Genomic DNA, 24,169 nt, shown 5'->3' on the forward strand with positions numbered 1-24,169 from the left:
ACTTACGCAGCAGCGAACTGAATATCAGGGTTTCTGAGTTGTTGAACCAGATAATTGTCAAGCAACCCACGTTTGAGCTGGTAAAGTGTCTGACCTGTTTGGATCGCTAATTGATTGAGCCTGACCCAGACCAACAGCGCACACCCAATGTGGTTGCGCTGAATTCTGGCAAGCCGACACTGACAGTGTTCCAAGCCCGTGGTCTGTTTTCCCTCTCGGTGTAACTGCTCAATGCGCCAACGGTAGCTACACGCTTCTTGTGTCGCCGCTGTTGACTCTTGAGTCCAATCGTTGGTGACGATATAGTCCGTGCGGTGGGTAGACGCCTCAACCCGGAACAGTCTCACCTTATGGTCTTTGGGAAATCCTCTAAGCTTAATGACTTTACCTGTGGATAGTTCGGTCTCGTTCCAGTTCAAACTGTCTACACGTTCATAAGAACCTTGTCCTCCTGAATCATCTACTTTGCGATTTGACTTGAGTGGGCAGTAATAGACTTTATCAAGCGATTCGATGAGTAACAACAACGCCTTGGCCGCATACCAACTGTCCATCAGGACGGCATGAAAAGGTAATTGCTTGTGATACACGAGATTTATTAGCATCTCGCTAACATGGTCAAGTTTACTCTTGCCATCGCCATCGGGGTCATAGATTCGGTAATCAATCAACCAGAACTGATCGGTGTTGGGATTGACATAGATGCAGCTGACCACACCGATGCCTTTAATCACTTGTTTGGCATTACCACTGTATTGTCGACGCACCAAATCAATCGAGAACGAATGCCGTTTGTCGAGAACCGTGTCGTCAAAGAGCACATAGCCATAGATATCTGCCTCGACTTGCGATTGTGTGTTCTCCCAGACCAATCGAGGGGTAATGCGTTCTCGTTTTAAGTATCGATTAATGGTGTCATGGGTCCAGGCTTCGCTATGGTCAGCAAAATTGGTCAGCGTATAGTTCACTTGGCTGATCAGGAGATATTGGCAGTCATCAAGTCGGCTGAACGGTTTCCTCATGCCCTTGATCTTATCGATTTCCCCTGCATTAAGCTATGACTAACTTCCTTTTTCTGATCTGCTTTGCGTAAGTCCTATTCAAATAATATTTTCCCTTTAACCTCAAAATGAGAAGTATGACTATTGTTCCTACCTGTAGCTAGTATACCCTTAAGAAAAACTGGCAAAAAACAGCTAGCTAACGTTCCCAATCACCCGCCGCAGATAACCTCAAACTCCCAAGCGATAACCTCTCGACGGTCAGTGTGCATTGGGGTTGTTATGCGGCGATCGCAATTGATTAGCTCAAAAACAAAGCATACATTGAGACTTACATCTGTAACTTAGAGCTTCTTGAAGTATCTAGCGACTGGCCACAATTTGAAGCCCACCTTCTCATAGGTGTGGCGGGCCGGGGCATGACCGGGATCACCTCCAGTATCAACCATAGCAATAGACATCCCCGCATCTTTCATCCAATCAAGAGCGCGCTCTATCAGAGCGGCACCAATGCCGTGACCTTGAAAGTCTGGATCGACGGCGACCATGTAGACTTCACCCATGCTGTCCTCTGAGTGTAGTTTCACGGCTACGAAACCCACTGTAGAATCTGTATCGATAGCAACCCATACATCTGTGTCTTCTGCAGCGCAGACACCCTCGACAGCCTCCTGCTGGCTCACACGCCAATTATCGGAATAGAACGCCCGGTACACATCAGCATTCAGCGATTTCTGAATCGAATCAAAGACCGGAGTCCATGCCCGAAGCGAAAGACGAATAACACTATCAAGGTAGCAGGGGGCGTATGGTTCAATTCGCATTCCCATGTGAACTCCAGTTAACTCTGTAAACCTCAATAAATATACTACAATATACTACAAAACCTAGTGGCTTGGCCCTGAATGCTTACAGATAACTTTTAGGCTACCTTCACTGAATTACAAGCAGCATAACGGCGAAGTTCAACGGCGTTAGTAACTTTAGCCTTTTATCAATTGCTAACACTCCGCTGTTGCAACGCAGTGTTAACTGGCGTTTATTCAGTTTTAGTTGCTTCCTCAAGTACTTGCTGGGGATGCACAATCGAAATGCCTGGAACCCCTGAAAAATCATCTGGGTTCAGCGTTAGGATGTGACCAATATCAGAAGTCAGCATTACAGCCATAATACGGACATCATGAGTCCGTTTACCTTTGATTTGGTTATCAGTAACAAGAGCGAACCAACTTGAGAAAATCTGAGAGGTTTCATCTGCCATGGGAAAACGGTTCAACAGTTGCTCAATAACATCATGCGTTTGTTCAACTGACCATCCCAATCCGTTCACATCTACTGGACGTGTTGCGACAACCCACAACTCAATCAAAACCTGTGCTGTTAGATAGCACTCGTTGCCCTGGAACAATAAAATAGCTACAGCTTCAGTGGCTAGATCATGTTGAGAATCAGATGGATTACTGAACCGTAGAACAACATTGGTATCTAGCAAGTATCTAGTCATTATTCGTAAATATTGCCACGGTCAAACGCCTCATCTGATAGTGTGACGCTTGTTTTAGGCAGTTGAGCTACCCATCTACGGAAATTGTCGGCACGTTCGACAGGCGTTGCACGTTGCCAAAATGGCATTGACTGTGCAAGTTGCTGAGCCTGAGCTTTGACGGAATTGATAAAGTCAGCGATCTTCCTTAGTTGGCTGTCATTGAGCTTATCAATTTCCTGCTTAAGATTTTCCCGCAGCATGATGTTAGATCTGAATACCATAGCTGTAACTATGATAGCTGATCCAAGCTTTTACTCTTTAAATAAGTGTAAATACTCTAAAAGCTACACGCACCGATGTTTTTACAAAGGTAGTATACCAAAGCTTCAATGGGCTGCTGCATGGTTTTCATCAAACAACAATAGATTTATGGTCAAACAACTCTTCTATAGGCCCATTGTGCTCCGGAGTGAGAATACATTTGCTATTTAATGTTCCCTCTCTAATCTGTTCAGTAAAAGTCACGATCCTTTCCCAAGTAGTGATATGTTGCTCATCGGATACTGTCTTCGGGAAATGTAGGTCATTCCAGAACACTATTTCGATATCATGTGACTGGTTTGGTCCATCCACCCAAATGTAAAAGCACATATCATCTGCTTTCATAAATGAACCACGCATTGCATGTTGGATAAGGTTATCTGGATCGGCACTGAGCTTTTTCAGCACAACTGAAGTTAGAGGTACGGGCGTTTCAACGTTCTCATTGGCAATACAAATAATCTCAGGGTTATTTACGAAATTTTGAATTACTTCTATGGAATGGTGTAGGGAGTCATTGTCAAGTGACGTGATAAACACCTCCGTCGCTGCTCCGTCCCATGGCAGCAGGATAAACTTCGCTTTCGGCCATAGTTGCTTGGCTAGTTCTACGTGTCGCATTATGCGCTTTGTATGCCAGCTAACGTGGAGCTGAGCGGTAGCCAGAATTTCTCTATTAATGACTGAGTCTCTCATCTGTCCGCTCCTGCTCAGTGTTAGGCTTACTATGCCATTAGCTGTTGAGCTGTACGAACTAATAAGTCACAACGTTCAGTTAGAAATCGATTGAAATCATCATGAAAAATGTCTGCAGGACAAAGGGCATGGTTCATAATTGAAGTTACTGTTTCAGAATCTTCTGGCATTAAAGCTCGATATTTGCTCGGTTGACTGTCGCTAATACGATTATTTGAGGCCCGAGCCAGTATACAAAAGTTTGCGATTGAATTTATAGTCTTATCATCTATATTCTGCTCTTTGAGCAGTGCCTTGGGATAAATATGATGAAACTCTTTCTTATTACATTCCCGTAGAACACTATTAAGTGCTATTTCTTCGCCGCTGATAAAATCTAGTGGTGAGGCTGAAGCAAGCATAAGAATATGAGTTCGAGCGTTAGTATTTCGTACATTGAATGTGCTTTTGGTGAAAAAGGATGCATCAATAGAGTGCTCAAACTCTCCAAGGTTATTTGGAGCCCCGTCACGTAGTTTTCTTATCTCACGAACATCTTGATTTAACTGCTCAAGTCGCTTGCTATAACGTCGAGTAAAGAAAGTTCGCCAAAGCCATCGTTTTAAGGTACTTTGCTGAGTTGAATCTGGATGAGTGCTCTGATCTCTGGTTGTTGCAAAGAAGACAGATAACGGAATAATAGCTGTAGCATATGGAAGAACTTTGGTTGAATATGCTTTAAAGCTTGTTCGGAGGAAATCAATCGCGCCAAGAATGCCTGCACGTACCTCTGCAAATCTTGCCCTAACTTCAACACCGCTCAAATCAATAATTGTTTTTGGCGAAGCATTTTCAGAGATTATTGCTGCACAGCAACGTAGTAAAAGGTCAGTATCACTACCAACATCATCAAATCCATAAGGTGCTAATTCATTAGCAAGGGTACTAAATTGTTCTTGTAAATCAAACTCCTCACTCCATGACCATGCTGATAGAAGTTGTAATGTATCAAGCTCAACACCAAGTCGATTAATACGCTCAAATACAATTGCAACTGCGGCTCGATCATCTGTAGAAAACGTCTGAACTGGAATGCTTGCTGTAGTAAATCTTTGATACAAGCGATCGACTGTATCTGCAATCGAGTCATCCATTGTTCTTAGGAACTGTCGATAAGCAGGAGGATTAAACAAAATTGAGAGGGGAAAATGACAATTGGAGTCCACTTCGTTTTCGGCAAGGAATAGAAATTGTGAGTCTTGTGCATCTAGTGGAGCCTGAAGATCGTAATAGATCTGTGTCCAAGAATGGTCTTCGCCCTCAGATGGAGTTAAGGCATTCTGAAAAACTCCAAAAATAGAAGTTGCACGTTGCTGCCCATCAAGAATGTAATCAATGGGATAATCAGGATCGTTATCTGGCAACTCAAAAGGCCCCAACTGTCGTTCTGTCTGAAGTGCCGTCCTCGTTCTCCAGAATAGAAGAGAACCGAAGGGGTATCCCTTATAAATACTATCCATGAGGTGCGCAACTCGATCTGCGTCCCACACAAAACCGCGCTGGAATGACGGGATTCGTAGATGACCTCTAAGGATTTGCGAGATCAGGTCATTAATAAAAAGTGGATCTGCCATGGTTTTCCCTAGTGGTCTTGATGCATTCTAATGCAGGATGCCTGGCTCTGAAGAGAGAAAGCAGCCTAACTATATATTCAGCGTCAGATCTGACGGATAAGATCCATATTTCCGGATCTTATCCGTCAGTTTTAGGTAATAACACCCTTATTTACAGAACTTATATGCAACTCATGACGTATAACTCCGGGAAAACAGGGTGTTATCCGTCAGATCTGACAGTTAAGTATGGTGAATGGGGTACTTATCCGTCAGATTTGACAGTTAAGTCACTCCATACAGTAGTTATACGTCATGTACGATGGCAAAATCAAAGCCACCACGCTTACTTGATCAAGTTAGGGAAGTTGCTCGGCTAAAGCACTTTAGTCTTTCAACTGAAAAATCCTATGTCTATTACATTCGGGACTACATTTTGTTTCATAACAAGCGACACCCGAAAGACATGGGGGCATCTGAAACCAGAGCTTACTTATCGCATCTTGCTATTCACCGGAATGTGGCAGCATCGACTCAAACGGTGGCTCTCAGTGCGCTGTTATTTCTATATCGTCGGGTTCTCAATATAGAATTGCCTTACATAGATGATATTGAGCGTGCTAAACGCCCTCAACGCTTACCAACTGTCTTTACGCGCTCAGAAGTAAAACGCATTTTAGCCAATCTAGACGGCATTCAACATCTGATAGTCAGTTTGCTCTACGGTACAGGTATGCGCTTGATGGAAGGGCTGCGCTTACGCGTAAAGGATTTAGACTTTGAGTACCACCAAATTACAGTGCGAGATGGCAAAGGCCAGAAAGATCGTCGTACGATGTTACCTGACTCATTGGTTGATCCATTACAGCAACAGTTGCAAAAAGCTAAACGTTTACATGACCAAGACTTAGCAATGGGGTACGGAACGGTTGAAATGCCCTATGCCCTAGAACGTAGATATCCCAATGCCCATAGCGAATGGAAATGGCAATTTGTGTTTCCCTCTTGGAAACGTTCTGTCGATCCTCGAACCAAGATTATCAGAAGACATCATGTGTATGAGCGGTCTATACAACGGGCGGTGAAACAGGCGCTTCAGCGTGCTGGTGTCACAAAATATGGTGGCTGTCATACCTTTCGCCATAGCTTTGCTACCCATCTTTTGGAAGATGGCTACGACATCCGCACTGTACAAGAACTATTAGGTCATAAAGATGTAAAAACAACCATGATTTATACCCATGTGCTTAATCGCGGTGGTCGTGGAGTTAAAAGCCCATTAGATACCTAATCTAAACAAGAAATGTTTAGGAACCACTATGAGAGGCTTCACACCGTTGAAGCTGTCTGCTGGCTTTATCACCATTAGACAGAGTTTCCCACTCTATTCTGCCATTGACCATATCAATATCCACCTTACTGCTAAGAATCTCGATACTCTTGAGCAGCCAGTACAGAGAAAACGCCCATATACCTGCCCACTCAATCCACAAAACCAGGCGATCACCGATAATACTCGTGCCAGTGGCCAGCCTCAGCAACAGCACTAGGCCAATGGAAATCGGCATCAGAAATCTGGCAACACTAAAAATAGCCGTCCAAAAAGCTCTCTTTTTTTCATCTTCAATAATTTTGACCGTGTCCATTGCCGTGTAGATGTTGACCACCATAATCGCAATAAAAAATGCGATCGCAGCAATAAAATGAATCGACATCGGCAACCCTAGCAGTTCGCTAGGCACATAATCCACAAAACCCGGCGTGTCTTTACACGATGCCAGCACCTGAGGTTCAGGCCAGTCCGTCGGGAAAAACGCCACACCAGCAAGACAAATACCGGCAATGTTGAGCAACCAGTTCTCTAGCTTGCCAAAGCCACTGTAGATTACACAGCAGGCTGCGATCGCAGCCAAAATGCCAACAAATAAATCCCGATAAACACCCTCTAAAGCCGTACAGCTCGACCCAGCATGGTAGTAAGCACTCAGAGAATTCTGAACCGGCAGCGGTGCCGCAAGCCACCACCAGCTTCTAAGCCCACCAATCACAAGCAACAGAGGCAAAATAAAACCAAACACACTCATACACCAGCGCAGTACAGAATAGCTACGTAAGATATGAGTATCTAAATGCTCAGGGGAACCAGTAAATCGCATAATTCACGAGTTAATGCCAATTAAAGTATGGAATACCCCAATAAAATTCACGTAGTACCCGTAGGGGTACTTTCCTTTTTTCACTTTTTTACCCTATAAATTTTTACCACCTCCCCATCTCGACATCTTCATTGCCGTACTAAGGAGAAATGTCTTACGGGAGAAAGTTCGAAATAAATATAATCGACCCCGCCGTAACTCCTTAACGTAATGCGATTAGGAACAATCCAGTACGTTGGGTCGTAGGGTGTCGTCACGGCCCTACCCATGGGAAACCCCAATATGCCTAAAGGAGATAACTTAACTACTTCCAGAAAGAGAACTCGGAGGGACCCCAAGCAACCGGTTTTGCTTTTAACCAACAGCTCAGGTTCATAAAGTGAAAATTGATCCATAGCGAAGAGGGTTGCTCAGGGCTTTCCTCCCTGAAACCCTCCCTTTCGTGGGGGCCTAACTCCCCCACACCCCCCGACAGGGTGATCGCTCATAGCAATGATGCAGGTGTAGTGAGAGTTACGGTGGGTCGATTGTTAAGGTTCACTATCTTTCTTTAAAGACTCTTTAGGCTTAGTTAAAGCCATTAATTTCAACATAAGAAAAAGCGGCAGAGCTCTTTGAAGGCTCTGCCGCTTTTTATCAAGAGAAAATCAAAAGATTATTCGCTGCAATTAACCCAGCATCTCTTTTACCTTAGCAACAATGCCAGTAGAATCAATCCCCTGGTGAGGGAACTGTTCCCAAAGGCCACCGCCACCTTCAATGTGAGTACCAATGTAGCCATACTTAGGCGTCAAACCACGCTCTAGCAACCAGGAACCCATGCGGCTACCCAAACCAGTACGACGGTTAAAGGACTCAACCACAAGTACCATGGGAGTGCCACCAATCTTAGCAAGAGTCTCTTCATCAACCACGTTGAGAGTACCCTTGTTGATTAGGCCCACATCAATACCTTCTGCCTTCAGTTTCTCTACCGCATCTAGAGCACGGTAAAGCGCAGCACCAAAGGCAACAACATAACCTGCAGTACCTTCACGAACAATGTCATCCTTACCGGAGGTAAAGGCGTAGTCTCCTGCAAACATCTCGTTACCGTCAGTATCCAAAATCATGGGTACCTTAGAACGGGTAGAGAAGATAAAGCGCAGACCGGGAGCGTTAAAGATCGACTTCACGCAGGCCCGCATTTGGTTAGCGTCAGCAGGGAAGTAAATGTTAGTGGGATGACTGTCATCCAAACCATTGTCGGCGAACAGGTTGTTCATACCGAAGTGGCAGGTGTTGTCAGCCATGTCGTCGATACCTGCGTGGGAGAAATGGCACAACAGGTTGGAGTAGTTGAGACGAGCCATGGTGATCTCAGAAATACACATTTCCAAGAACGCACTAAAGGTGGCAAAGATACCTTGCTTGCCTTTCTCCATACCAAAGCCAGCTGCCGCAGATAGGTTGCCGCGCTCCTGAATACCACCGCTGATAAAGACTTCTGGATGAGCTTCACGGATGGTGTTCAGGCCACAGGAGCCTTCCAGGTCGCTGTCCACAACCAGAACGCTGTTCTTGCGCTCTTCTTCACCCATGGCACCGAGCATTTCTACCACAGCAGCACCAAAGACCTTACGGTTGGCATCCATCTTGTCGGTGGAACCAGTGTAAGTGTTGGGATTCTTAGGTGTCTCAGTATTCTTGAGAATGTCGGCTGCTGCCTGGTGACAGCGAGCTTCTAGATACTTGATCGCAGCAGGAACAGAGATTACATCATGACCGTGGTTAGACCCCTCCAGGCCCTCAATGCCAGGGCACATGGGACGCTTGAGGATAACAGCGATCGGTCCGGGAGTATTGATGGCCTCGCAGATGTTAGCGTATAGCGCATCGATATCTTCACCGTTGCACTCTAGAACCTTCAGACCGTGACCTTCTAGTGTCTTCTTAACACTGTAACCAGGCAAATACTTAGAAGGGTTACCCGCAATGGTGACGTCATTGTCATCAATGAGCAGCTTCACATTGATGTGCTGAGCTACCGCTAGACGAGCCGCTTCAGCGTCGTTACCTTCCTGCTGGGAACCGTCGGAACCAAGACAGAAAACAGTTTTGCCAGGGTTAGCTAGGGCAACGCCATTAACGTAGGGCCACATGTGCCCCAGACGACCGGAGCTAAATTTTACACCGGGGGTAAGACCCAGCTCAGGGTGTCCGGGTAGGTGAGAACCGGCAGCACGATAGTTCATGAGCTGCTCAGCAGGCAGGTCGCCATTCAGGGTAGACATTAGATACTGGGTACCCACACGGTGTCCGGCTTCATCAAAGAAGGTGGGAACATAGCTGTCAGGTGCACCCCGGAAAAGAGCATCCATGAGCATGACTTCGGGGACGGTATCGTAGGGGCCACCAGTATGACCGCCCACACCCCGCGCAGCACCGGTTGCTGTAAAGAAGACAATGGCATCGCGGCAAAGTTGAATATTTGCTTTGATAGCCTCACGCTGCTCATCAGTCAGCGTCGGTGTAGACGGATCAAGACTAATACGCTTGTAAGCGCCCAAGTCGATTGGAAATGCAGCCATGTCATATCTCCCTTGTGACGTTTGTTGTCAAGGGGTATTCTCGCATTCCATGGAACCGGATGCATGGAAATTAGACAGGTTTGTATTGAGGAATACTGATTTAACTAGCACTCCATTCTTCAGAACAGCTATAGATGTATTGCAGATCAAGATATTGAGCGATGAGTTCAAACATTGTATAGGGCCGAATGGGTTTGGTAATAATGTCATCAAACCCGCCGACATTCACTTGATGGGCACAGGCCAATGCTGGTTGTGCAGTGAGGGCAATGATTTTTGTAAGGTTTTGCCGCTGCTCCATGGCTTCGGCGGTGCGAATCAGACGTGTGGCCTCGCGACCATCCATCCCAGGCATCAGCAAGTCCATAAATATGAGCTGGGGTTGCCACTGTTCCCAACGGGTGAAGGCATCGGCCCCATTAACGGCCTGGCTGACGGCAAAACCACTGCGTTGCAATAAACGCATCAATAAGGTGCGATTTACGGGATGGTCATCCACCACTAACACCCGGCATGAGGGGTGATCTGGACGAAGACGCGGTAGCAGACAGGGTAATCGTTTGAGGGTGGGCTTTGTTAGAAGTGCCATGGGTGACTGGAATTGCTAGCAACAAAACAACGGGTCAGCACTGCGTCAATTAGTAGATGGCCAAGCTTAAAATTAAAATCTAAACGGGTGGGAACAAGGTATAAAAACAGTTTGTGAATAAGCCTGACGCTGTACTAGCAATTTTGGGGAGGATGGTGAAAAGCTGAGTATTCAACGGCTCATTCACCCACGTAAAAATTCTTGCCCTGAAGGTTTACGATGCATCGCTCACCAAAAGTGTTTGATGTTTCCAGGTTGCCTCAAAGAGTGTGAAGTTATGGTGCCCCTTCATGGAAAACTCATAAAGATATTACGGGTAGATGGAAATCTCTTAAACTTACTGAGACTTTTCCTGATAATGCCAAACGCTTATATGAAAGGGCTTTAGCCGATGACTGAGTTAAACTTTACCCATCAGCGACTTGAATAACAGTTGTCCATCGGTGCCGACGCCCCCCATGAGTCCGCCGCGTACTGGGTTCGTTGTTTGGCTAAACATGGTGACCATGGCCATGACCAGTTCAAAGGGGGATAGGGTATCGGCTAAGAAGCCTGCCCACTTGGTCTGGGGTAGCTTGAAGAAGCTGTCAAAAAATTGGCACAGTTCACGATGGTTGAAGCGCATCAGGGTTTCTAACCCAAACTGATAAATGTGATGCTTGCGTAAACGTTCGGTGGTCCATAGGGTTTGCCAACCTGCTTGGGCAAGCGCTTCCCCCACGTCTCCGTTAGAAATAGCCGTGGCGATCGCAACCGCCACATCCGGAGCCCGCCGCAGCATCGCCCCCACCATATACCCCGTAGCTGGGTGCACCATACTGGCCGCACCGCCAAACCCTAGCACCCGCTGGTTCAAATCCGGCAGTGGTAGGTTCATGGGAAACAGGCAATATTCCGTGTGATGTACTTCGCTAACTTCTACACCATCCGCCGTAAGGCGCTTCTGCAGCCGGTCTTTTAGGGTGTCGTAGGCCATTGCCGGGGCCAGGGCCAGGGAGGTTTCCTCCACAAAAAACACGTCATCGCCCATGTCCATGGCATAGAGGAACGTGGGTGGACCGGCCAGCTCCTCGGCTGACAGGTGCTCTGCCCGGTAGTCCATCAGGGAAAACTGCCCCGGTGCCACGGGAGGTTTTGAAAATTTGCCCACGATGCCATAGGCCACCTGATAGGACACAGGCGGATTCTTAGATATCGATCGCTGCACCAGAGCGGCATTGTGGCCAGTGGTATCAATAACGAGTTTGGCTTTAAGGTCTTCGCCAGCCTCGGTGGTCACACAGCTATGGTCGCTAGTGTGGGTCACAGTCGCAGCTTTGCCACAGTGCCAGGTCATGTCGCCCAGTTGAGTTAGAAAATGCTGCTGTAGCTTGTCTTTATCAAATAGACCGTAGTCGCGATGGTGACGTGTGGGCTGAGTGGCGGCTTCTCGGCCAAAGTAGCTGACGGTGTTTTGCCAGCTTTGCCCTAATAAGTCCTTCAGGCCCAGCTCTTCTAGTTCGTCACACCAGACGCCATAGGTATTGGGCCAGGGAGTATCTGGCGTTGTGGGAGCCAGGCCTTGGAGGGATAAACCATGGTTGGCTAAAGCGGATGCCATGATCAGTGCGGCAGGCCCTGCCCCGATGATTAATACGTCAAACACCGTGTTGATTCTCCCAAATATCCCTATGGTTATTATCACCCTAACGGGAAATTACCGATCGTAGAGACGTTCCATGGAACGTCTCTACGATGGATGGTTTGATAATGGTTGCAAATTGGCGATTTGATGGATTCGTGATTTTAGGGCAATATCCCTACGATTGGCCCGTCCGGAACATTTTGCTCATGGTGGCCTATCGATGACATCTGAACCACCTATGATTACTTAGAAATCAGGCTATGCTCTCCCCCAATCCTGTTGCACTACCCAATCAAACTATGTCGTCCGCCGATCTGCTGCGAGAATTATTTGATGCTGCCGTGGCTGCGGCCATGCCCCAAGAACAGGTGGCCCGTGCCCTAGAGCCTTACCTAAAAACAAAACCCACAGGACGTGTGGTGGTGGTTGGCATTGGTAAATCCGCTGCCGCCATGGCCAAGGCTGTGGAAAATACCTGGGCAAAGGCAGGCAATACAGAACCCATGGAAGGTCTAGTGATTACCCGCTACGGTCACGTTGTCCCCACCCAATCCATCGAAGTGATCGAAGCAGGACATCCGGTGCCCGATGCCAACGGCATGGGGGGAGCCCAGCAAATTTTCCAGCGGGTGCGGACCTTGACCGCTGATGACTTGGTGATTTGCTTGATTTCCGGTGGCGGCTCGGCCCTGTTTACCCTGCCACCAGAAGGCATCAGTCTAGAAAATCTAGCGGACATCAACCGTCAACTGCTGGCGTCAGGGGCGGATATCATTTCTATGAATACGGTGCGTAAGTCGTTGTCTTGCTCCTCGGGGGGACGCCTATCGGCAGCGGCGTATCCGGCCAAGGTAGTATCGCTGATTATTTCCGATGTGGCGGGGGACAGCCTCAGTGCCATCGCCTCTGGTCCCACCGTGGGAGATACGGCCACAGCCGCCGATGCCCTGGAAATCATCGACCGGTATCGGATCACCATTCCCAATCACATTCGGGATTATCTAATGCGTAATCCTAACCCCGTCATTCCTCCGGAGGATAAGCGGCTGAGTACCACCACCAACCATCTGATTGCGACGCCGCAACAGTCATTGGAAGCAGCCGCTAAGGTTGCGATCGCAAGTGGCTATACTCCCCTGATCCTTAGCGATGCCATTGAAGGGGAAGCCCGCGATGTCGCCCTGGTGCACGGAGCCATTGCCCGTCAAGCCAAACGCCATCAGCAACCCATTGCCCCTCCCTGCGTCATCCTCTCCGGCGGCGAAACCACCGTTACCGTCAAACAAAACTTTGTTGGCAAAGGCGGCCGCAATAGCGAGTTTCTATTGGCCCTGGCCAGTTACCTGGACGGCGAAACCGGCATCACCGCCATTGCCTGCGACACCGACGGCATCGACGGCAGCGAAAACAATGCCGGAGCCCTGATTACACCAGACCTCTGGCGCACAGGACGTAACCCGCAGAAATATCTAAACACCCACGACAGCTATAGCTTTTTTGAATCCATTGGAGCACTAGTGGTGACCGGACCCACATTGACCAATGTGAATGACTTTCGGGCCATCGTTGTTGAAGGATAAAACCCTTTGTTGCCGCTGGTTTCGACTTCGCTCAACCAGCTAACGATACCCGTAGGGTGAGCGAAGCCGATTCTGCTTAACTCAAAACGATACCCGAGGGGTGAGCGAAGCCGAACCCCTACTCCTCACACACTTCCCCATCATCTGCTGCCGCCAGCACCGAGGCCAGCACACCTGGAAATTTGGCTTCCAGCTCATCTACACGTAATGAATTCAAATGCTGGGTGCCCACCTTCTCGGTATGGACAATGCCAGCTTCGCGCAGAATTTTAAAGTGATGCGACAGGGTGGATTTGGCAATCTCATCACCACCGCAGCTGCGACAAGCTTGCTCGCCTTTTTGGGCGATGGTTTTGACAATTTTTAGCCTGACTGGATCACCCAGGGCGTACAGCACCTCTGCCAGGGTTATTTGGTTTGTATCTGGATGGGAAATTGGACGCATACTTGCATTATGACACGGGGCTATGTCAGTAAAAATGGGAGTGGGCGGATGACCGTCCTTTGTTAGTTCAACTTTATGGAACTATAATTGATGCACTCAGTAAATGCAGAAGGGCCTCGATAGGGCTACTGTATTACTGGCGCGTTGGTTTTTCAGGAGGTCAAAAAGATGGCTACAAATGCATTGGTCAATGAAGTTTCAGATGCCGATTTTCAGAATGATGTACTGGGCAGCGATACCCCTGTACTAGTCGATTTTTGGGCACCCTGGTGTGGCCCTTGTCGCATGGTGGCACCTGTCGTAGATGAGGTGGCTACTAAGTTTGAAGGCCGAGTCAAAGTCCTTAAGCTCAATGTAGACGATAATCCTAAAAGTGCCAGTGACTACGGTGTGCGCAGCATTCCCACACTGCTAATTTTCAAGGATGGTAAGGTTGCCGATACGGTCGTTGGTGCTGTACCCGCTAGCACCTTGTCAAGCACCCTTGAGAAATATTTGGATTAGGTTACGCATAACAGCGTAAAACTCAAAAGAAAGCTTAGAATTACAGCCTGTCTCTTGCTCTAGCCAGTATCAAAGGGACAGGTTTGTCTTTAGACATTCGTTTTTTAAAGTTAGGTTAGTCAACCCATGAGCTACTCTGATCCCTCTTCTCCCAACTCAACACCACCGGAATCTGATCCAGAAACGACTACAGAAGAATTTGTGGTAAATAGCGACAACCTGGTTAACAAAGTACAAGAGCTCATTAATGAGAGTAATGTGCGACGGATTTTGATTAAAAATGCTGAAGGCCGCACCTTGTTAGAAATTCCCCTGACAGCGGGCCTAGTGGGGGGAGCCGTGGGTCTGGCCTTTTTTGCACCGCTGGTTGCGATCGCATCCGTTGGCATGCTGGTTGCCCGTTTTACCCTAGTGGTCGAACGCCGTGCCTAGGCCATTGTCTCTTTTGTCACACTTACCTTTCTAGAGACATAGTAGAGGCAAAAAGTCTTACCCCTACCCTTGTTTCCACCCAGCCTGTCAGCGTAAAGGATTGGGTGGATTTTTTGTAACCTGTGGTCATATCATAGTCAGATTTTAGTGGCATACTGAAGCCTTATTTCTAGTCACTAATTTGTTGTTTCAAACATTTACCATGTCAGGGTTAGACAAATGGGATAAACGATATTGGCTTATTTTCCTGCTGCTGGCGTCTGCAGGATTTTTCATACACTACAGTTTTTGGCACACACCGGCTGAAGAGCTTCAGGGCCATGATATGTACTATATCTGGCTAGAAGGCAAGCGAATTCTGGCTGGAGAAAACCCCTATGCCAGAGTTCTGGCAGGCAACCTCAGGGAAAATGATAAATATGCCACTTATTTTCCCATTGCCTATCTTGTATCTGCTCTAGTGCAAAAACTTGGTTTTCTAGACTATCGCGACTGGCTATACTTTTGGCGACCCACAGCCTTTATATTCCACATGGGTATTGTTGGTCTAACGCTACGATACTTTCAAAAGCGTCGGTTGTGGTTACTGGGGACAGCGGCCTCGCTTATTCTCTTGCTAGGCCGCTGGAGTATTTATATTATTCGTGTCCATCATCTAGAATTTGCAGCCATTTTCTTTTTAGTATTCTCCCTGGTTCTTTTAAAGGAGAAACCACGACTCGCTCTGCTGATGTTTAGCATCTCCGTGGGTATCAAACAGATCGCGATATTTTTACTGCCGCTATATCTAATATATCTATGGAAAAAACGCGATAAGTACGCTAAAAACCTGATTATTGGCTTTTTGATTATTCTCAGTGTGCCGTTGATAACGTCCCTACCCTTTATTATTTGGGATGCCGATGGCTTCTTTAAGTCTGTTTTGTTCTCAGCAACACGCCTAGGGGATAGCCATATTAGCGGTGCCCCATCTATCGATGTGATTCTATTTCAAAATTATCCGTGGCTGGTGGGCCTCAAGGCCAAAGCACTGATGCTATTTCTAATGGGGCTGGCCTATCTAAGTTTCTTAACAGAGCGGGTTGGCATCTTTGCAGCGTCTACAGTCACCATGATGGCCTTCCTATACTTTAATTCCGTGTTGTTCTTGCAATACTTTATCTGGCCCCTAAGTTTGATTCCGTTTGCTATGGTGGAAGATAGAAAGGGATTTGCAGATTAGCTGATATCGTCTTAAGTTCCACCTGAATCACTGAGAGGCAAATTTTAAGTCAACCCTCAGCATAATTGAGGCTGGTTTTAGACAGCTATTGGGGAAGCTCTTAGATGAGTTGCTTACTTTGGACAGCATCGTAATCTAAGTGGTTTTCAATGGAATCATTGGATCGTTATCTTGAAGCCCTCAAGCGTTTGTTTGAGAAGGGCCTCATTGAGGCTCTTCCCAGTCTCTCAACAGTTAAAACCGGCGAGATTATCTTTCATGGTGAAGAACCAGCAGGGAAGATTTTTGGCGTCAAAACTGGAAAAGTACAGCTGGTGCGCTATCTGGAAAATGGCCAGATGAGTCACCAATACGCCATCGACAATGGCAGCTGGTTTGGCGAAAGCGCCTTGTTTCATGGCGTTTATGCTAATTCTGCGATCGCAACTGAGCCCTCTCTCATTGTTGCTATCCCCAAACAGGCATTTCTCACCCTACTACATCAAGATCCTGAGATTTCCCTTATTTTTATTAGTGAATTAACAGAACAGCTCCACATCGCCAAAGACCTCATGACATTGCGATGTATCCGTTCCGCTAGTGACCGTGTACTAGCCTATCTCTACAATTTAAAAACACCGGGGCAAAACATCTGTGTTCTCAATTGCCCGATTAAAGCCATTGCCGAGCAAATTTGCCTGACACCAGAGGTGGTTTCACGCTCGTTACGAAAATTGCAAGACGATGGCATTATTCAACGTAATCAGAGAAAAATTATATTTCTGGAGGGATAGGTGTAGCTAGTACGCTGTGGCGTAGGTTTACCCACTATTACAGGTGGATGGGGGATGGGGGGATGCCATCGCTTTAGCTATCAGATATTGCAGCCCCCTTTTTCCACTTTTGAAGGCTTTGAGGGCAGACTCTAAGCAGTCAAATAATTTGTTAATGCCTGATGCAAGATTGCACCAACCTACTTACCGTAAGTCTTAAGAATCTTTTTTGATTTCAGCCTGGGATTTCAATTTTCTTAACAAACTTGATTTGAATCATAGATTCTCAGGGTTTACTCATCTAAAATTCTGGGAAATCTCATCTAAGTGATTCCATGAGCGCGATGAATGAATCTCAGCTCCAGGTTGCCTGTATTCCCAATCATCAAATCCAGTCTCGATGGCTTTCAGCCTTAACGTCACTGCGCTATAGGGCTGGCCATTTAGAAGCGTATCTGGAAGAGCTAGTTTCTGGATTGCGTCATGGCTTGGGGGCCAGTCACGTGATGCTCGGTCAATACTTAGGGTCCGGTAAGTATGACTTCATTGTCAGTCCAGAACTGCAGCCAGGTAAACCTGAAAATTATGCCTATTGGAGTCGCTTAGCTGAAGATATTTTAACTCAGAGAAATTCAGCTACGGGGGTCTATATATTACAGGCCAATCTGAATGTGGCCTATTGCGGTGTGCCCGTAGTTACCCCTAAAGGTTGCTGCTGCGGTATCTTGCTGGCCCTAAGACCTGCCATCGAACCCTTTCAAACTGAAGATCAACAGATTTTGACGTTAATGGCCCATCAGGCTGCCATGGCCATTGAGCTAGAACGCTGCTGTCATTCTGTCAGCAACCATACCCTGGAGACAGTCAGCCCTAGGCACCCTCTACAGTTGCTCCAGGAAAAGCTGATGACCGTTAACCAGCAGCTGACCCAAAAATTAGATCACTATAGAACTGAGCTACATCGGGTCTCAGCTCGACTACAGGTAGAAAGTATTGCCCATTCATCCTTAGAGCAGCGTTTTCGCAAAATTTTTGACGGGTCCAACGACGCTATCTTTGTGATTGACCCAGCCCAGGATCAAATTTTAGAGGCCAACCCAAGGGCGACCGAGCTACTCAGCTATTCACACCAGGAGCTGCTAAACGCCATTAAAATCTCTCAGGTTCATCCAGACGAAATGCCTAAATTATTGGAATTTACCCGGAATGTTTTTCACAACGGTCGGGGCTGGACCGATGAACTGACCTGTTTAACAAAGTCGAAACATAAGCTGCCAGCGGAGATTTCTGCTGCACCCATTGAGTTTGAGGGACGGCAATGTATTCTCGCCATGGTTAGAGATATTAGCGAGAGAAGACGACTTGATGCCCAACGCCAGCAGGCCGAAGCCCATGCTAAAAAAGCACTCTCCCATTTAGCTGAAGTTGGCGAACTATCTTCCATGATTGTTCATGAAATTCGTAATCCTCTGACAACGGTGCTGATGGGGCTAACCAGCTTTCAGAAGCTAGACCTGGACGGTCGATTTAAAGCCCGGTTAGATATCGCCCTAGAAGAAGCCGATCGCTTAAAGCGATTGCTCAATGAAATTTTGCTGTTCTCTAAACCGCAAGCGCTGAATTGTAAGCCCTTAGAACTAAACACATGGAGTGCGGATCTTCTAAAATCTCTACAGTCTCATCCCTCCGTGGCAGATCAGGTGATCGAATTCCATGCAAATCCAATTTCAGCCATCGTTTCGGCAGATTCTGACAAACTCAAACAGGTCTTTATTAACTTACTGACCAATGCCTGTGAGGCGACAGCTGCCGGCGAGATCGTGACTTGGGAGATTACGTATCCATCCAAAGCTAATCACCTGACAGTGCAGATTCATAATGGAGGTAATCCCATTCCTCCATCTATTTTGGAGAAGATTACAACACCGTTTTTTACCACAAAACCCAATGGTAATGGCTTGGGTCTAGCCATTGTTAAACGAATCGTGAATGCCCATAAAGGTCAATTTTCCATAACTTCAGATGCCAAGTCCGGTACTACGGTTACGGTGATGTTACCGGTTCTTAAACGTTAATCACTGATGTTATGAACTATGGGTGCCAGGCTATAGATATCGAGCCCTTGGGGCGATATGGATGATTGCCTCACCAAGTCATTGCTTGATAGGAATGCTGACGATAAACTCAGTGCCTGATCCTACATTAGATCGACACTCTAAATTACCGCCGTGGTTTTCAACAATAATCTGATAGCTGATCGATAACCCCATGCCTGTTCCCTCGCCAGTAGGTTTTGTCGTGAAGAATGGATTAAATATCTTTTTGTAAATCTCTTCAGGCATTCCTAAGCCATTATCAGCAATGGATATGTTTATCCATTGTGAATTAATCGTAGATGTACAAATGGTAATTTGACCAGCTTCAAGCTTACCTGGATATTGTGATTGTTGTGTGTAGCGATCTTCAATAGCATCGACTGCATTGACTAAGATGTTCATAAAAACCTGATTGAGTTGCCCTGAAAAACAGGAGATTTGAGGTAACTGACTATAATTCTTAATGATGGTGATGTTAGGACGGTGGCCATACCCTTTGAATCGGTGCTGTAGAAGCATCAAGGTACTGTCCAAACCGTCATGCAAATCTGCTTCCTTATAATCAGCTTCATCAAGTCGTGAGAATGTTCTCAATCCTGACACAATCTTGCTAATGCGTTCACTACCTATTTGCATAGAATTCAAGAGCCTGAACAGGTCTTCAACAATAAAGTCCACCTCTAACTCTTCGCTGAGGGCCGTAATTTTGCTGTGTGGTTCAGGATAGATTTTCTGATAGAGATTGAGCAAATCTATTAAATCTTGCACATAGGCATAGGCATGGTCAATATTACAATAGATAAAACTGATGGGATTATTAATTTCATGGGCAATGCCTGCCACCAACATCCCCAGGGCAGACATCTTTTCAGATTGTATCAATTTTGTTTGCATCAGTTGCAAATTGGTGAAAGCTGCTTGTAACTCCTGACTACGAATCTCTGCCTCACTTCTGGATTTTTCTAATCCTTGAATAATTTGACGAACTAACTCTGATTGGATCTCGTAAGAATTTTCTAATTCTGCCCGATTGGCTTCCGAACGAGCCAATTTTTTCTGTAACAGCCGATTGTGTTTTTCTAACTTCTCAATGCGTTGTTGTAGCTGATCAGGGGCCATATTATCCATGAAGAAGCTACTCCATGCCTAACAGCAACGTTACAAAGGTTTCATTGTGAAATTGGGCTGCGCCATGGGTGCGGGACGGAGCGATTTCTCCATAGGTATAAAATCCAGCGCACGTCATGTTAGGTGGAATTGCCTGTCGTAAGACGTGATATTCTTCTTTAGTTCTGGTTCCTAAAACCCGCATACGCCCTGTGCAGGAGAATAATAAGGCTACGGTGGGATGAGTTCCAGGATAATGCTTAAGGGCTTGTCGCATGGATGAATTTGCCGAGGCCACCATTTCATCCCGACTGGAACGAACCACTTGTACCTCTGACTGGGGTGGGATATCGGCAAAGAAGGTGATACTGCCAGACTCTGAATCATAGGAGCCGTTAGACGCTCGCATATACCAACTGTTTTGATTTGGTTCAAACACAGCTAACCGGTAGGCAGGAGATGGACGAATATCGCCTAAATAATCTCGATAAAACTCTAAAATGGGCTGTCCATTAACTTCATGAAGAACATTACCATCGACTTTAGTTACTTTTCCTTTTTTTCCTATCGGGGTCCAACCCGTGGACACCCCATGGCCCCAGAGTACAGGCCCTGACAATAGCAAAATGGGCAGAGCATCACTTAAAACTTCTTGCCCAAAAAATTGGTAGGTTTGTCGAAATTTCCATTGGTCACAGGTGGTCCCCCCGATAATGGGAGTTGTTTCTCCTAAGGCTTGTTGCAAGCCATCCAGAATTAACAGTCCACTGGTCGTTAAACTTTCAGGTGTGGTGATACATAAAGCTGTTGGGCGTTGGGACTGTGCTTGGGCTAATTGAACGGTTTGCTGAGCAATTGCAACAGGGTTTGAGGAAACATGGCGACCAACAGCGGCATGAAAGCCCACTTGGTCGGAGTACAACAACATTAAGACTAGAGAGTCTTGCTGAAATTCTAGGATAGATGAAATTTCACCGTCAGTTGTGCCGCCAATGAGTTGAATGCCTGGAAATGTTTGGTTAATACGTTGAAGGATTTCAGTATGCTCAAAATCAAGGGCGGCTAACAAAATGCCTGCCTGAGGCTTAATCCCTGCTAAGGCAGTCAGACATTGCTCTAAGACTTCTGCGATCGCAAACGTCGTATCTGGGTCATTGCTATGACCAACTACTGCTTTTAGCATAGCTTCTACGCAAAACGTTGATATCTACTCTTCCATTAGTCAGCATACCCAACTCACTAAATATCCACTTAATCTTGTACATACGATGGATATATTTCAAATCAGTAGAATTGCGATGTGTTCAAATTATCGTTTTAGCCTCGGAATATGGGCGTATCTATGCTTCCATATGTCTGGCCTACCGATAATCCATGGATGGGACTCATAAAGCTATGAACCAATAATGTTCGTTCACAGGCCGTGACAATATCGGTTGGGTGGAAATGTTTGGTTTTAAGGATATGGATGATCAGTTTGCGCAGGTCATTGAGGCCATGTAGGAGTAGCATCAAAGGACGCTGCCACCGACGATAGCGCACACAACGTAGGGGATACCGACTGACACCAATGGATTGAAACAGGTCTAGCAAATAGGCTGGGCGCAGACGATTGGCCGGAATTGAGTGGAGCAGGCGCATCTGGGGATTATGCCAAATGGGCCAACCTCCCTGACGTATATGGCTTAGGGTTTCAACATCTTCCCCTTTGGTTTTTAGGCTCGTGCCACATACGCCACTGAGGGCTGGCTCTGTGGGGACACAGGTGAACCAGGCTCGGCGTCGAACCACCATACCCGCCCCGGCGGGTAAAACCCCTTGCTTGGTGTGGTATTGAAAGGGCGTATCTCCCCGCTGAATGACGGCCAGACAGCTGGCAATACGCTCAAAACCTTCTGGGGGTTTGCTTTCGTATTGTCCATCAATGGCACTGCCATAGGCTCCTGCCTGGGGATGGAGTTGACCAAATTGATAGGCCTGAGCAACCCAATCCTCGGCGGGTAAGGTGTCGTCATCTAAAAAACCGACAAGGTCACTGCTGACAGAGCCCATGGCGCAACGGCGGGCATAGGCAAGGCCCTGACGAGGCTCAAACAAGCATCGCAGGGGAATATGCTTAGGCCACTGGTGCTGATAGTCGCGAATACATTGAGCCGTCTGGTCGTGACTGTTGTTGTCAACGATGAGGATTTCCCAGGTTAGGGACTTGGGGGTGAGTTGCGATCGCAATCGCTCTAATAATATAGGCAGACGACGCTCACCGTTATAGGTGCAGATAACAACAGAAAAGTCAGTCACAATCCGAGGGAATACACAAGCCTTTAATTTTTATGAAAAAATGCCTCAAATACATCCGGGACAACGCCCAAAACCTATTTTGGGTGACCCTGCATTCGGCCCTTAAATAGTAGGCTCCCAAGGTTAAGCCTAGACCAAGAAAAGGTAGTCATTCGGTCATCACGCAAAGGGATTCATTAGAGCGTAACCTGCATAAAGTTAGGACTTACCCCTGAGCCAAACCACAATTCTTGAGATAGGGCATGGGGGCTATAGACCGGGGGCGTAGCTGGAAAAACAGATACACCAACAAAAAGAAAGACACAATAGCCAGGACAATGTATTGGTTTAATACGGGAGATACCAGAGCCTGATAATCACTGATTGATAGCGTTATCCCTCTTTCAGCCACAGGTTTACCAAAAAAATCAACCGCATTCCAGACCACCACTGCCGCATTAAACAACCCGTGACAAAGCATGGGAGCCACCAAACTAGAGGTTCTTAAATACAGGAACGCCAGAAAAACTCCATCAATAAATAACGAAATCAGATCAAACCGAACATGAATAACCGCAAACAGTAACGACGATACGACTATTCCCCACCGTAGCCCCCACTTAAGTCCCCACTTCTGGAGAAAAATGCCGCGAAACAAGATCTCTTCTAGCAACGGTGCCAGGATAATGGCACTAACAGCAAACAGAATTAGCTCCAAGATATTGGTGAAACGTTGTACACCTTCAAAGTAGTCTTCAACATAGCCTGGCCAGACATAGGACAAACCATACAGCGTGATCCTGTCAAAGCTCAGGGAAAATAAAAACAAAGTTGTCGCTACTAAACAAGTTAAGAGACCCTCGCGGGCACTAATGCCCCCCTTAAGACCCAATGCAGACAGATCAAATTTGGCGGCTCGCAGTAATCTAAACAGAAGAACAATAAAATGAGTCGATATCACCAGACCTATTACATTTGCAAACAGGGCTGTGATCTGATATTCATCAAAATTCTGTCCGGTCAGTTTGACATAGGCCAAAACCATAAAAATGGCATAGAGTGTGGCCAAGGCCACATACTTTAGACCGATTTCTAAAAGGCTGACTCGATCAAATGCCGTTTCCGGTGTAGCTGTTTGCATGTCAGGAGACGGCTTGCAGCGGTTGGGAATGATCATCAGCACCGACAACCCAATCCAACTAAACAGGCCTAGCCATCCCCATCGTTTGCCATAGCCTCGGGATTGGGCATAGTTTCCACAGCCTTTGATAAAGGGAATATGCCCGGCAATCAGAGATATCAGAGCTGCAACAGCCAGGAGTGTATAAACAATAAAATATGTACCCACCCCCTCTTCCCTAGGGGATGGTAGCAATCCAAAAATGATAATTGGCCCGAACATGATCGCCAGACCCATAAGAATCTGTCTGATATAGTTTGGCTGAGTTTTCATTAGCTACACCTTCGATGTAATTAACGTCAGATAATCGACCTGCGCGATAGGTCGTCACACGACCTTCTGCTACAGATATAGACGGTGAATAGCTACACTAAAAGACCTAGCAGTTACGCTTAAGCCATCAGCGTAAATCTCTAAACCAGGTAAGTTGTTAGATGTATCATCTTAATTTATTGGCCATGGAGGCGACTGTAGTGTGATGGGGTATCCTCGTGAAGGTGAATGCCTATGGGGACGCTCATCCCGATGTGGCTGCCAGC

The 24,169-nt window shown here is 46.7% G+C and carries 22 protein-coding genes; 7 read left to right on the plus strand and 15 right to left on the minus strand.

Annotated elements, in window-relative coordinates; translation table 11 throughout:
* Positions 1–2: 2 nt before the first annotated feature.
* From U2F10_RS01910 to U2F10_RS01935, 6 genes are all read right to left on the minus strand, one after another.
* Positions 3–1,022 (minus strand): IS701 family transposase, encoded by a 1,020-nt coding sequence (locus U2F10_RS01910; protein WP_499870409.1) that lies wholly within the window; start codon positions 1,020–1,022, stop codon positions 3–5.
* Between the two features lie 323 nt (positions 1,023–1,345).
* The gene (locus tag U2F10_RS01915) at positions 1,346–1,825 is read right to left on the minus strand and encodes a GNAT family N-acetyltransferase (RefSeq protein WP_499871596.1); all 480 of its coding nucleotides are present in this window, start codon (positions 1,823–1,825) and stop codon (positions 1,346–1,348) included.
* Between the two features lie 215 nt (positions 1,826–2,040).
* On the minus strand, positions 2,041–2,505 hold the full coding sequence (locus tag U2F10_RS01920) for a type II toxin-antitoxin system VapC family toxin (protein ID WP_499061769.1): 465 nt from the start codon (positions 2,503–2,505) through the stop codon (positions 2,041–2,043).
* On the minus strand, positions 2,505–2,747 hold the full coding sequence (locus U2F10_RS01925) for a hypothetical protein (RefSeq protein ID WP_163671783.1): 243 nt from the start codon (positions 2,745–2,747) through the stop codon (positions 2,505–2,507). The genes U2F10_RS01920 and U2F10_RS01925 overlap by 1 nt, the downstream gene beginning before the upstream one ends.
* 151 nt (positions 2,748–2,898) lie before the next feature.
* Positions 2,899–3,504 carry a hypothetical protein gene (locus tag U2F10_RS01930; protein ID WP_499870411.1) on the minus strand — a complete coding sequence of 202 codons (606 nt, stop codon included), beginning with the start codon at positions 3,502–3,504 and terminating at the stop codon, positions 2,899–2,901.
* Positions 3,505–3,533: 29 nt separating this feature from the next.
* Positions 3,534–5,117, minus strand: coding sequence for a GmrSD restriction endonuclease domain-containing protein (locus U2F10_RS01935; protein WP_163659314.1), 1,584 nt, complete (start codon positions 5,115–5,117; stop codon positions 3,534–3,536).
* 301 nt (positions 5,118–5,418) lie between these two features.
* On the opposite strand from U2F10_RS01935, the gene U2F10_RS01940 reads away from it, so the two are divergent.
* Positions 5,419–6,387 carry an integron integrase gene (locus U2F10_RS01940; protein ID WP_499870413.1) on the plus strand — a complete coding sequence of 323 codons (969 nt, stop codon included), beginning with the start codon at positions 5,419–5,421 and terminating at the stop codon, positions 6,385–6,387.
* 16 nt (positions 6,388–6,403) lie between these two features.
* Here the strand turns inward: U2F10_RS01940 and U2F10_RS01945 are convergent, their stop codons facing one another.
* From U2F10_RS01945 to crtL, 4 genes are all read right to left on the minus strand, one after another.
* On the minus strand, positions 6,404–7,252 hold the full coding sequence (locus U2F10_RS01945; RefSeq protein ID WP_499870415.1) for a hypothetical protein: 849 nt from the start codon (positions 7,250–7,252) through the stop codon (positions 6,404–6,406).
* A gap of 668 nt (positions 7,253–7,920) precedes the next feature.
* Positions 7,921–9,822: a thiamine pyrophosphate-binding protein gene (locus U2F10_RS01950; protein ID WP_499870417.1), complete on the minus strand. Its 1,902-nt coding sequence runs from the start codon at positions 9,820–9,822 to the stop codon at positions 7,921–7,923.
* Positions 9,823–9,922: 100 nt separating this feature from the next.
* Positions 9,923–10,411 (minus strand): response regulator, encoded by a 489-nt coding sequence (locus U2F10_RS01955; protein WP_499059244.1) that lies wholly within the window; start codon positions 10,409–10,411, stop codon positions 9,923–9,925.
* Positions 10,412–10,811: 400 nt separating this feature from the next.
* The gene (crtL, locus tag U2F10_RS01960) at positions 10,812–12,056 is read right to left on the minus strand and encodes a lycopene beta cyclase (RefSeq protein ID WP_163659339.1); all 1,245 of its coding nucleotides are present in this window, start codon (positions 12,054–12,056) and stop codon (positions 10,812–10,814) included.
* Between the two features lie 278 nt (positions 12,057–12,334).
* On the opposite strand from crtL, the gene U2F10_RS01965 reads away from it, so the two are divergent.
* A complete protein-coding gene (locus U2F10_RS01965) occupies positions 12,335–13,615 on the plus strand; it encodes a glycerate kinase type-2 family protein (RefSeq protein WP_250564649.1) in 1,281 nt (426 codons plus the stop codon).
* Between the two features lie 118 nt (positions 13,616–13,733).
* Here U2F10_RS01965 and U2F10_RS01970 read toward each other — a convergent pair whose 3' ends face one another.
* Entirely contained in the window at positions 13,734–14,060 is a 327-nt protein-coding gene (locus tag U2F10_RS01970; protein WP_006520086.1) for an ArsR/SmtB family transcription factor, read from the minus strand.
* Between the two features lie 168 nt (positions 14,061–14,228).
* Here U2F10_RS01970 and trxA point away from each other — a divergent pair, with 168 nt between their 5' ends.
* From trxA to U2F10_RS01995, 5 genes are all read left to right on the plus strand, one after another.
* Entirely contained in the window at positions 14,229–14,564 is a 336-nt protein-coding gene (gene trxA, locus U2F10_RS01975) for a thioredoxin (protein ID WP_163659337.1), read from the plus strand.
* A 126-nt stretch (positions 14,565–14,690) separates the two neighbouring features.
* Entirely contained in the window at positions 14,691–14,996 is a 306-nt protein-coding gene (locus U2F10_RS01980) for a DUF4342 domain-containing protein (protein ID WP_163659336.1), read from the plus strand.
* Between the two features lie 202 nt (positions 14,997–15,198).
* On the plus strand, positions 15,199–16,218 hold the full coding sequence (locus U2F10_RS01985) for a hypothetical protein (RefSeq protein ID WP_499870419.1): 1,020 nt from the start codon (positions 15,199–15,201) through the stop codon (positions 16,216–16,218).
* Between the two features lie 149 nt (positions 16,219–16,367).
* Complete coding sequence (locus tag U2F10_RS01990; protein WP_499870420.1) at positions 16,368–16,991, plus strand: Crp/Fnr family transcriptional regulator; 624 nt, start codon at positions 16,368–16,370, stop codon at positions 16,989–16,991.
* Positions 16,992–17,305: 314 nt separating this feature from the next.
* The gene (locus tag U2F10_RS01995) at positions 17,306–19,045 is read left to right on the plus strand and encodes an ATP-binding protein (RefSeq protein ID WP_499870422.1); all 1,740 of its coding nucleotides are present in this window, start codon (positions 17,306–17,308) and stop codon (positions 19,043–19,045) included.
* Positions 19,046–19,123: 78 nt separating this feature from the next.
* On the opposite strand, the gene U2F10_RS02000 is transcribed toward U2F10_RS01995, so the two are convergent.
* The 4 genes from U2F10_RS02000 to U2F10_RS02015 form a co-directional block, all read right to left on the minus strand.
* Positions 19,124–20,194 (minus strand): sensor histidine kinase, encoded by a 1,071-nt coding sequence (locus U2F10_RS02000; RefSeq protein ID WP_499059231.1) that lies wholly within the window; start codon positions 20,192–20,194, stop codon positions 19,124–19,126.
* A 7-nt stretch (positions 20,195–20,201) separates the two neighbouring features.
* Positions 20,202–21,356 (minus strand): FIST signal transduction protein, encoded by a 1,155-nt coding sequence (locus U2F10_RS02005; protein ID WP_163659332.1) that lies wholly within the window; start codon positions 21,354–21,356, stop codon positions 20,202–20,204.
* A 134-nt stretch (positions 21,357–21,490) separates the two neighbouring features.
* Positions 21,491–22,471, minus strand: a complete 981-nt coding sequence (gene hpsE, locus U2F10_RS02010; protein ID WP_499870424.1) for a hormogonium polysaccharide biosynthesis glycosyltransferase HpsE — start codon at positions 22,469–22,471, stop codon at positions 21,491–21,493.
* A gap of 205 nt (positions 22,472–22,676) precedes the next feature.
* Positions 22,677–23,903: a CPBP family intramembrane glutamic endopeptidase gene (locus U2F10_RS02015; RefSeq protein WP_499059228.1), complete on the minus strand. Its 1,227-nt coding sequence runs from the start codon at positions 23,901–23,903 to the stop codon at positions 22,677–22,679.
* Between the last annotated feature and the right edge of the window lie 266 nt (positions 23,904–24,169).

The organism is Leptothoe sp. EHU-05/26/07-4 (genome assembly GCF_043421015.1).
In the GTDB taxonomy this organism is placed as follows: domain Bacteria; phylum Cyanobacteriota; class Cyanobacteriia; order Phormidesmidales; family Phormidesmidaceae; genus Leptothoe; species Leptothoe turfae.

What these genes read in the sequence shown, in the direction of transcription:
- U2F10_RS01920 (WP_499061769.1), bottom strand. Translation starts at nt 2,505, where the DNA reads ATGACTAGATACTTGCTAGATACCAATGTTGTTCTACGGTTCAGTAAT.
- U2F10_RS01915 (WP_499871596.1), bottom strand. Translation starts at nt 1,825, where the DNA reads ATGCGAATTGAACCATACGCCCCCTGCTACCTTGATAGTGTTATTCGT.
- U2F10_RS01970 (WP_006520086.1), bottom strand. Translation starts at nt 14,060, where the DNA reads ATGCGTCCAATTTCCCATCCAGATACAAACCAAATAACCCTGGCAGAG.
- trxA (WP_163659337.1), top strand. Translation starts at nt 14,229, where the DNA reads ATGGCTACAAATGCATTGGTCAATGAAGTTTCAGATGCCGATTTTCAG.
- U2F10_RS01980 (WP_163659336.1), top strand. Translation starts at nt 14,691, where the DNA reads ATGAGCTACTCTGATCCCTCTTCTCCCAACTCAACACCACCGGAATCT.
- U2F10_RS02015 (WP_499059228.1), bottom strand. Translation starts at nt 23,903, where the DNA reads ATGAAAACTCAGCCAAACTATATCAGACAGATTCTTATGGGTCTGGCG.
- U2F10_RS01930 (WP_499870411.1), bottom strand. Translation starts at nt 3,504, where the DNA reads ATGAGAGACTCAGTCATTAATAGAGAAATTCTGGCTACCGCTCAGCTC.
- U2F10_RS01945 (WP_499870415.1), bottom strand. Translation starts at nt 7,252, where the DNA reads ATGCGATTTACTGGTTCCCCTGAGCATTTAGATACTCATATCTTACGT.
- U2F10_RS01925 (WP_163671783.1), bottom strand. Translation starts at nt 2,747, where the DNA reads ATGCTGCGGGAAAATCTTAAGCAGGAAATTGATAAGCTCAATGACAGC.
- U2F10_RS01990 (WP_499870420.1), top strand. Translation starts at nt 16,368, where the DNA reads ATGGAATCATTGGATCGTTATCTTGAAGCCCTCAAGCGTTTGTTTGAG.
- U2F10_RS02005 (WP_163659332.1), bottom strand. Translation starts at nt 21,356, where the DNA reads ATGCTAAAAGCAGTAGTTGGTCATAGCAATGACCCAGATACGACGTTT.
- U2F10_RS01985 (WP_499870419.1), top strand. Translation starts at nt 15,199, where the DNA reads ATGTCAGGGTTAGACAAATGGGATAAACGATATTGGCTTATTTTCCTG.
- U2F10_RS01935 (WP_163659314.1), bottom strand. Translation starts at nt 5,117, where the DNA reads ATGGCAGATCCACTTTTTATTAATGACCTGATCTCGCAAATCCTTAGA.
- U2F10_RS01940 (WP_499870413.1), top strand. Translation starts at nt 5,419, where the DNA reads ATGGCAAAATCAAAGCCACCACGCTTACTTGATCAAGTTAGGGAAGTT.
- U2F10_RS01995 (WP_499870422.1), top strand. Translation starts at nt 17,306, where the DNA reads ATGAGCGCGATGAATGAATCTCAGCTCCAGGTTGCCTGTATTCCCAAT.
- U2F10_RS01910 (WP_499870409.1), bottom strand. Translation starts at nt 1,022, where the DNA reads ATGAGGAAACCGTTCAGCCGACTTGATGACTGCCAATATCTCCTGATC.
- U2F10_RS01955 (WP_499059244.1), bottom strand. Translation starts at nt 10,411, where the DNA reads ATGGCACTTCTAACAAAGCCCACCCTCAAACGATTACCCTGTCTGCTA.
- U2F10_RS02000 (WP_499059231.1), bottom strand. Translation starts at nt 20,194, where the DNA reads ATGGATAATATGGCCCCTGATCAGCTACAACAACGCATTGAGAAGTTA.
- U2F10_RS01965 (WP_250564649.1), top strand. Translation starts at nt 12,335, where the DNA reads ATGTCGTCCGCCGATCTGCTGCGAGAATTATTTGATGCTGCCGTGGCT.
- U2F10_RS01950 (WP_499870417.1), bottom strand. Translation starts at nt 9,822, where the DNA reads ATGGCTGCATTTCCAATCGACTTGGGCGCTTACAAGCGTATTAGTCTT.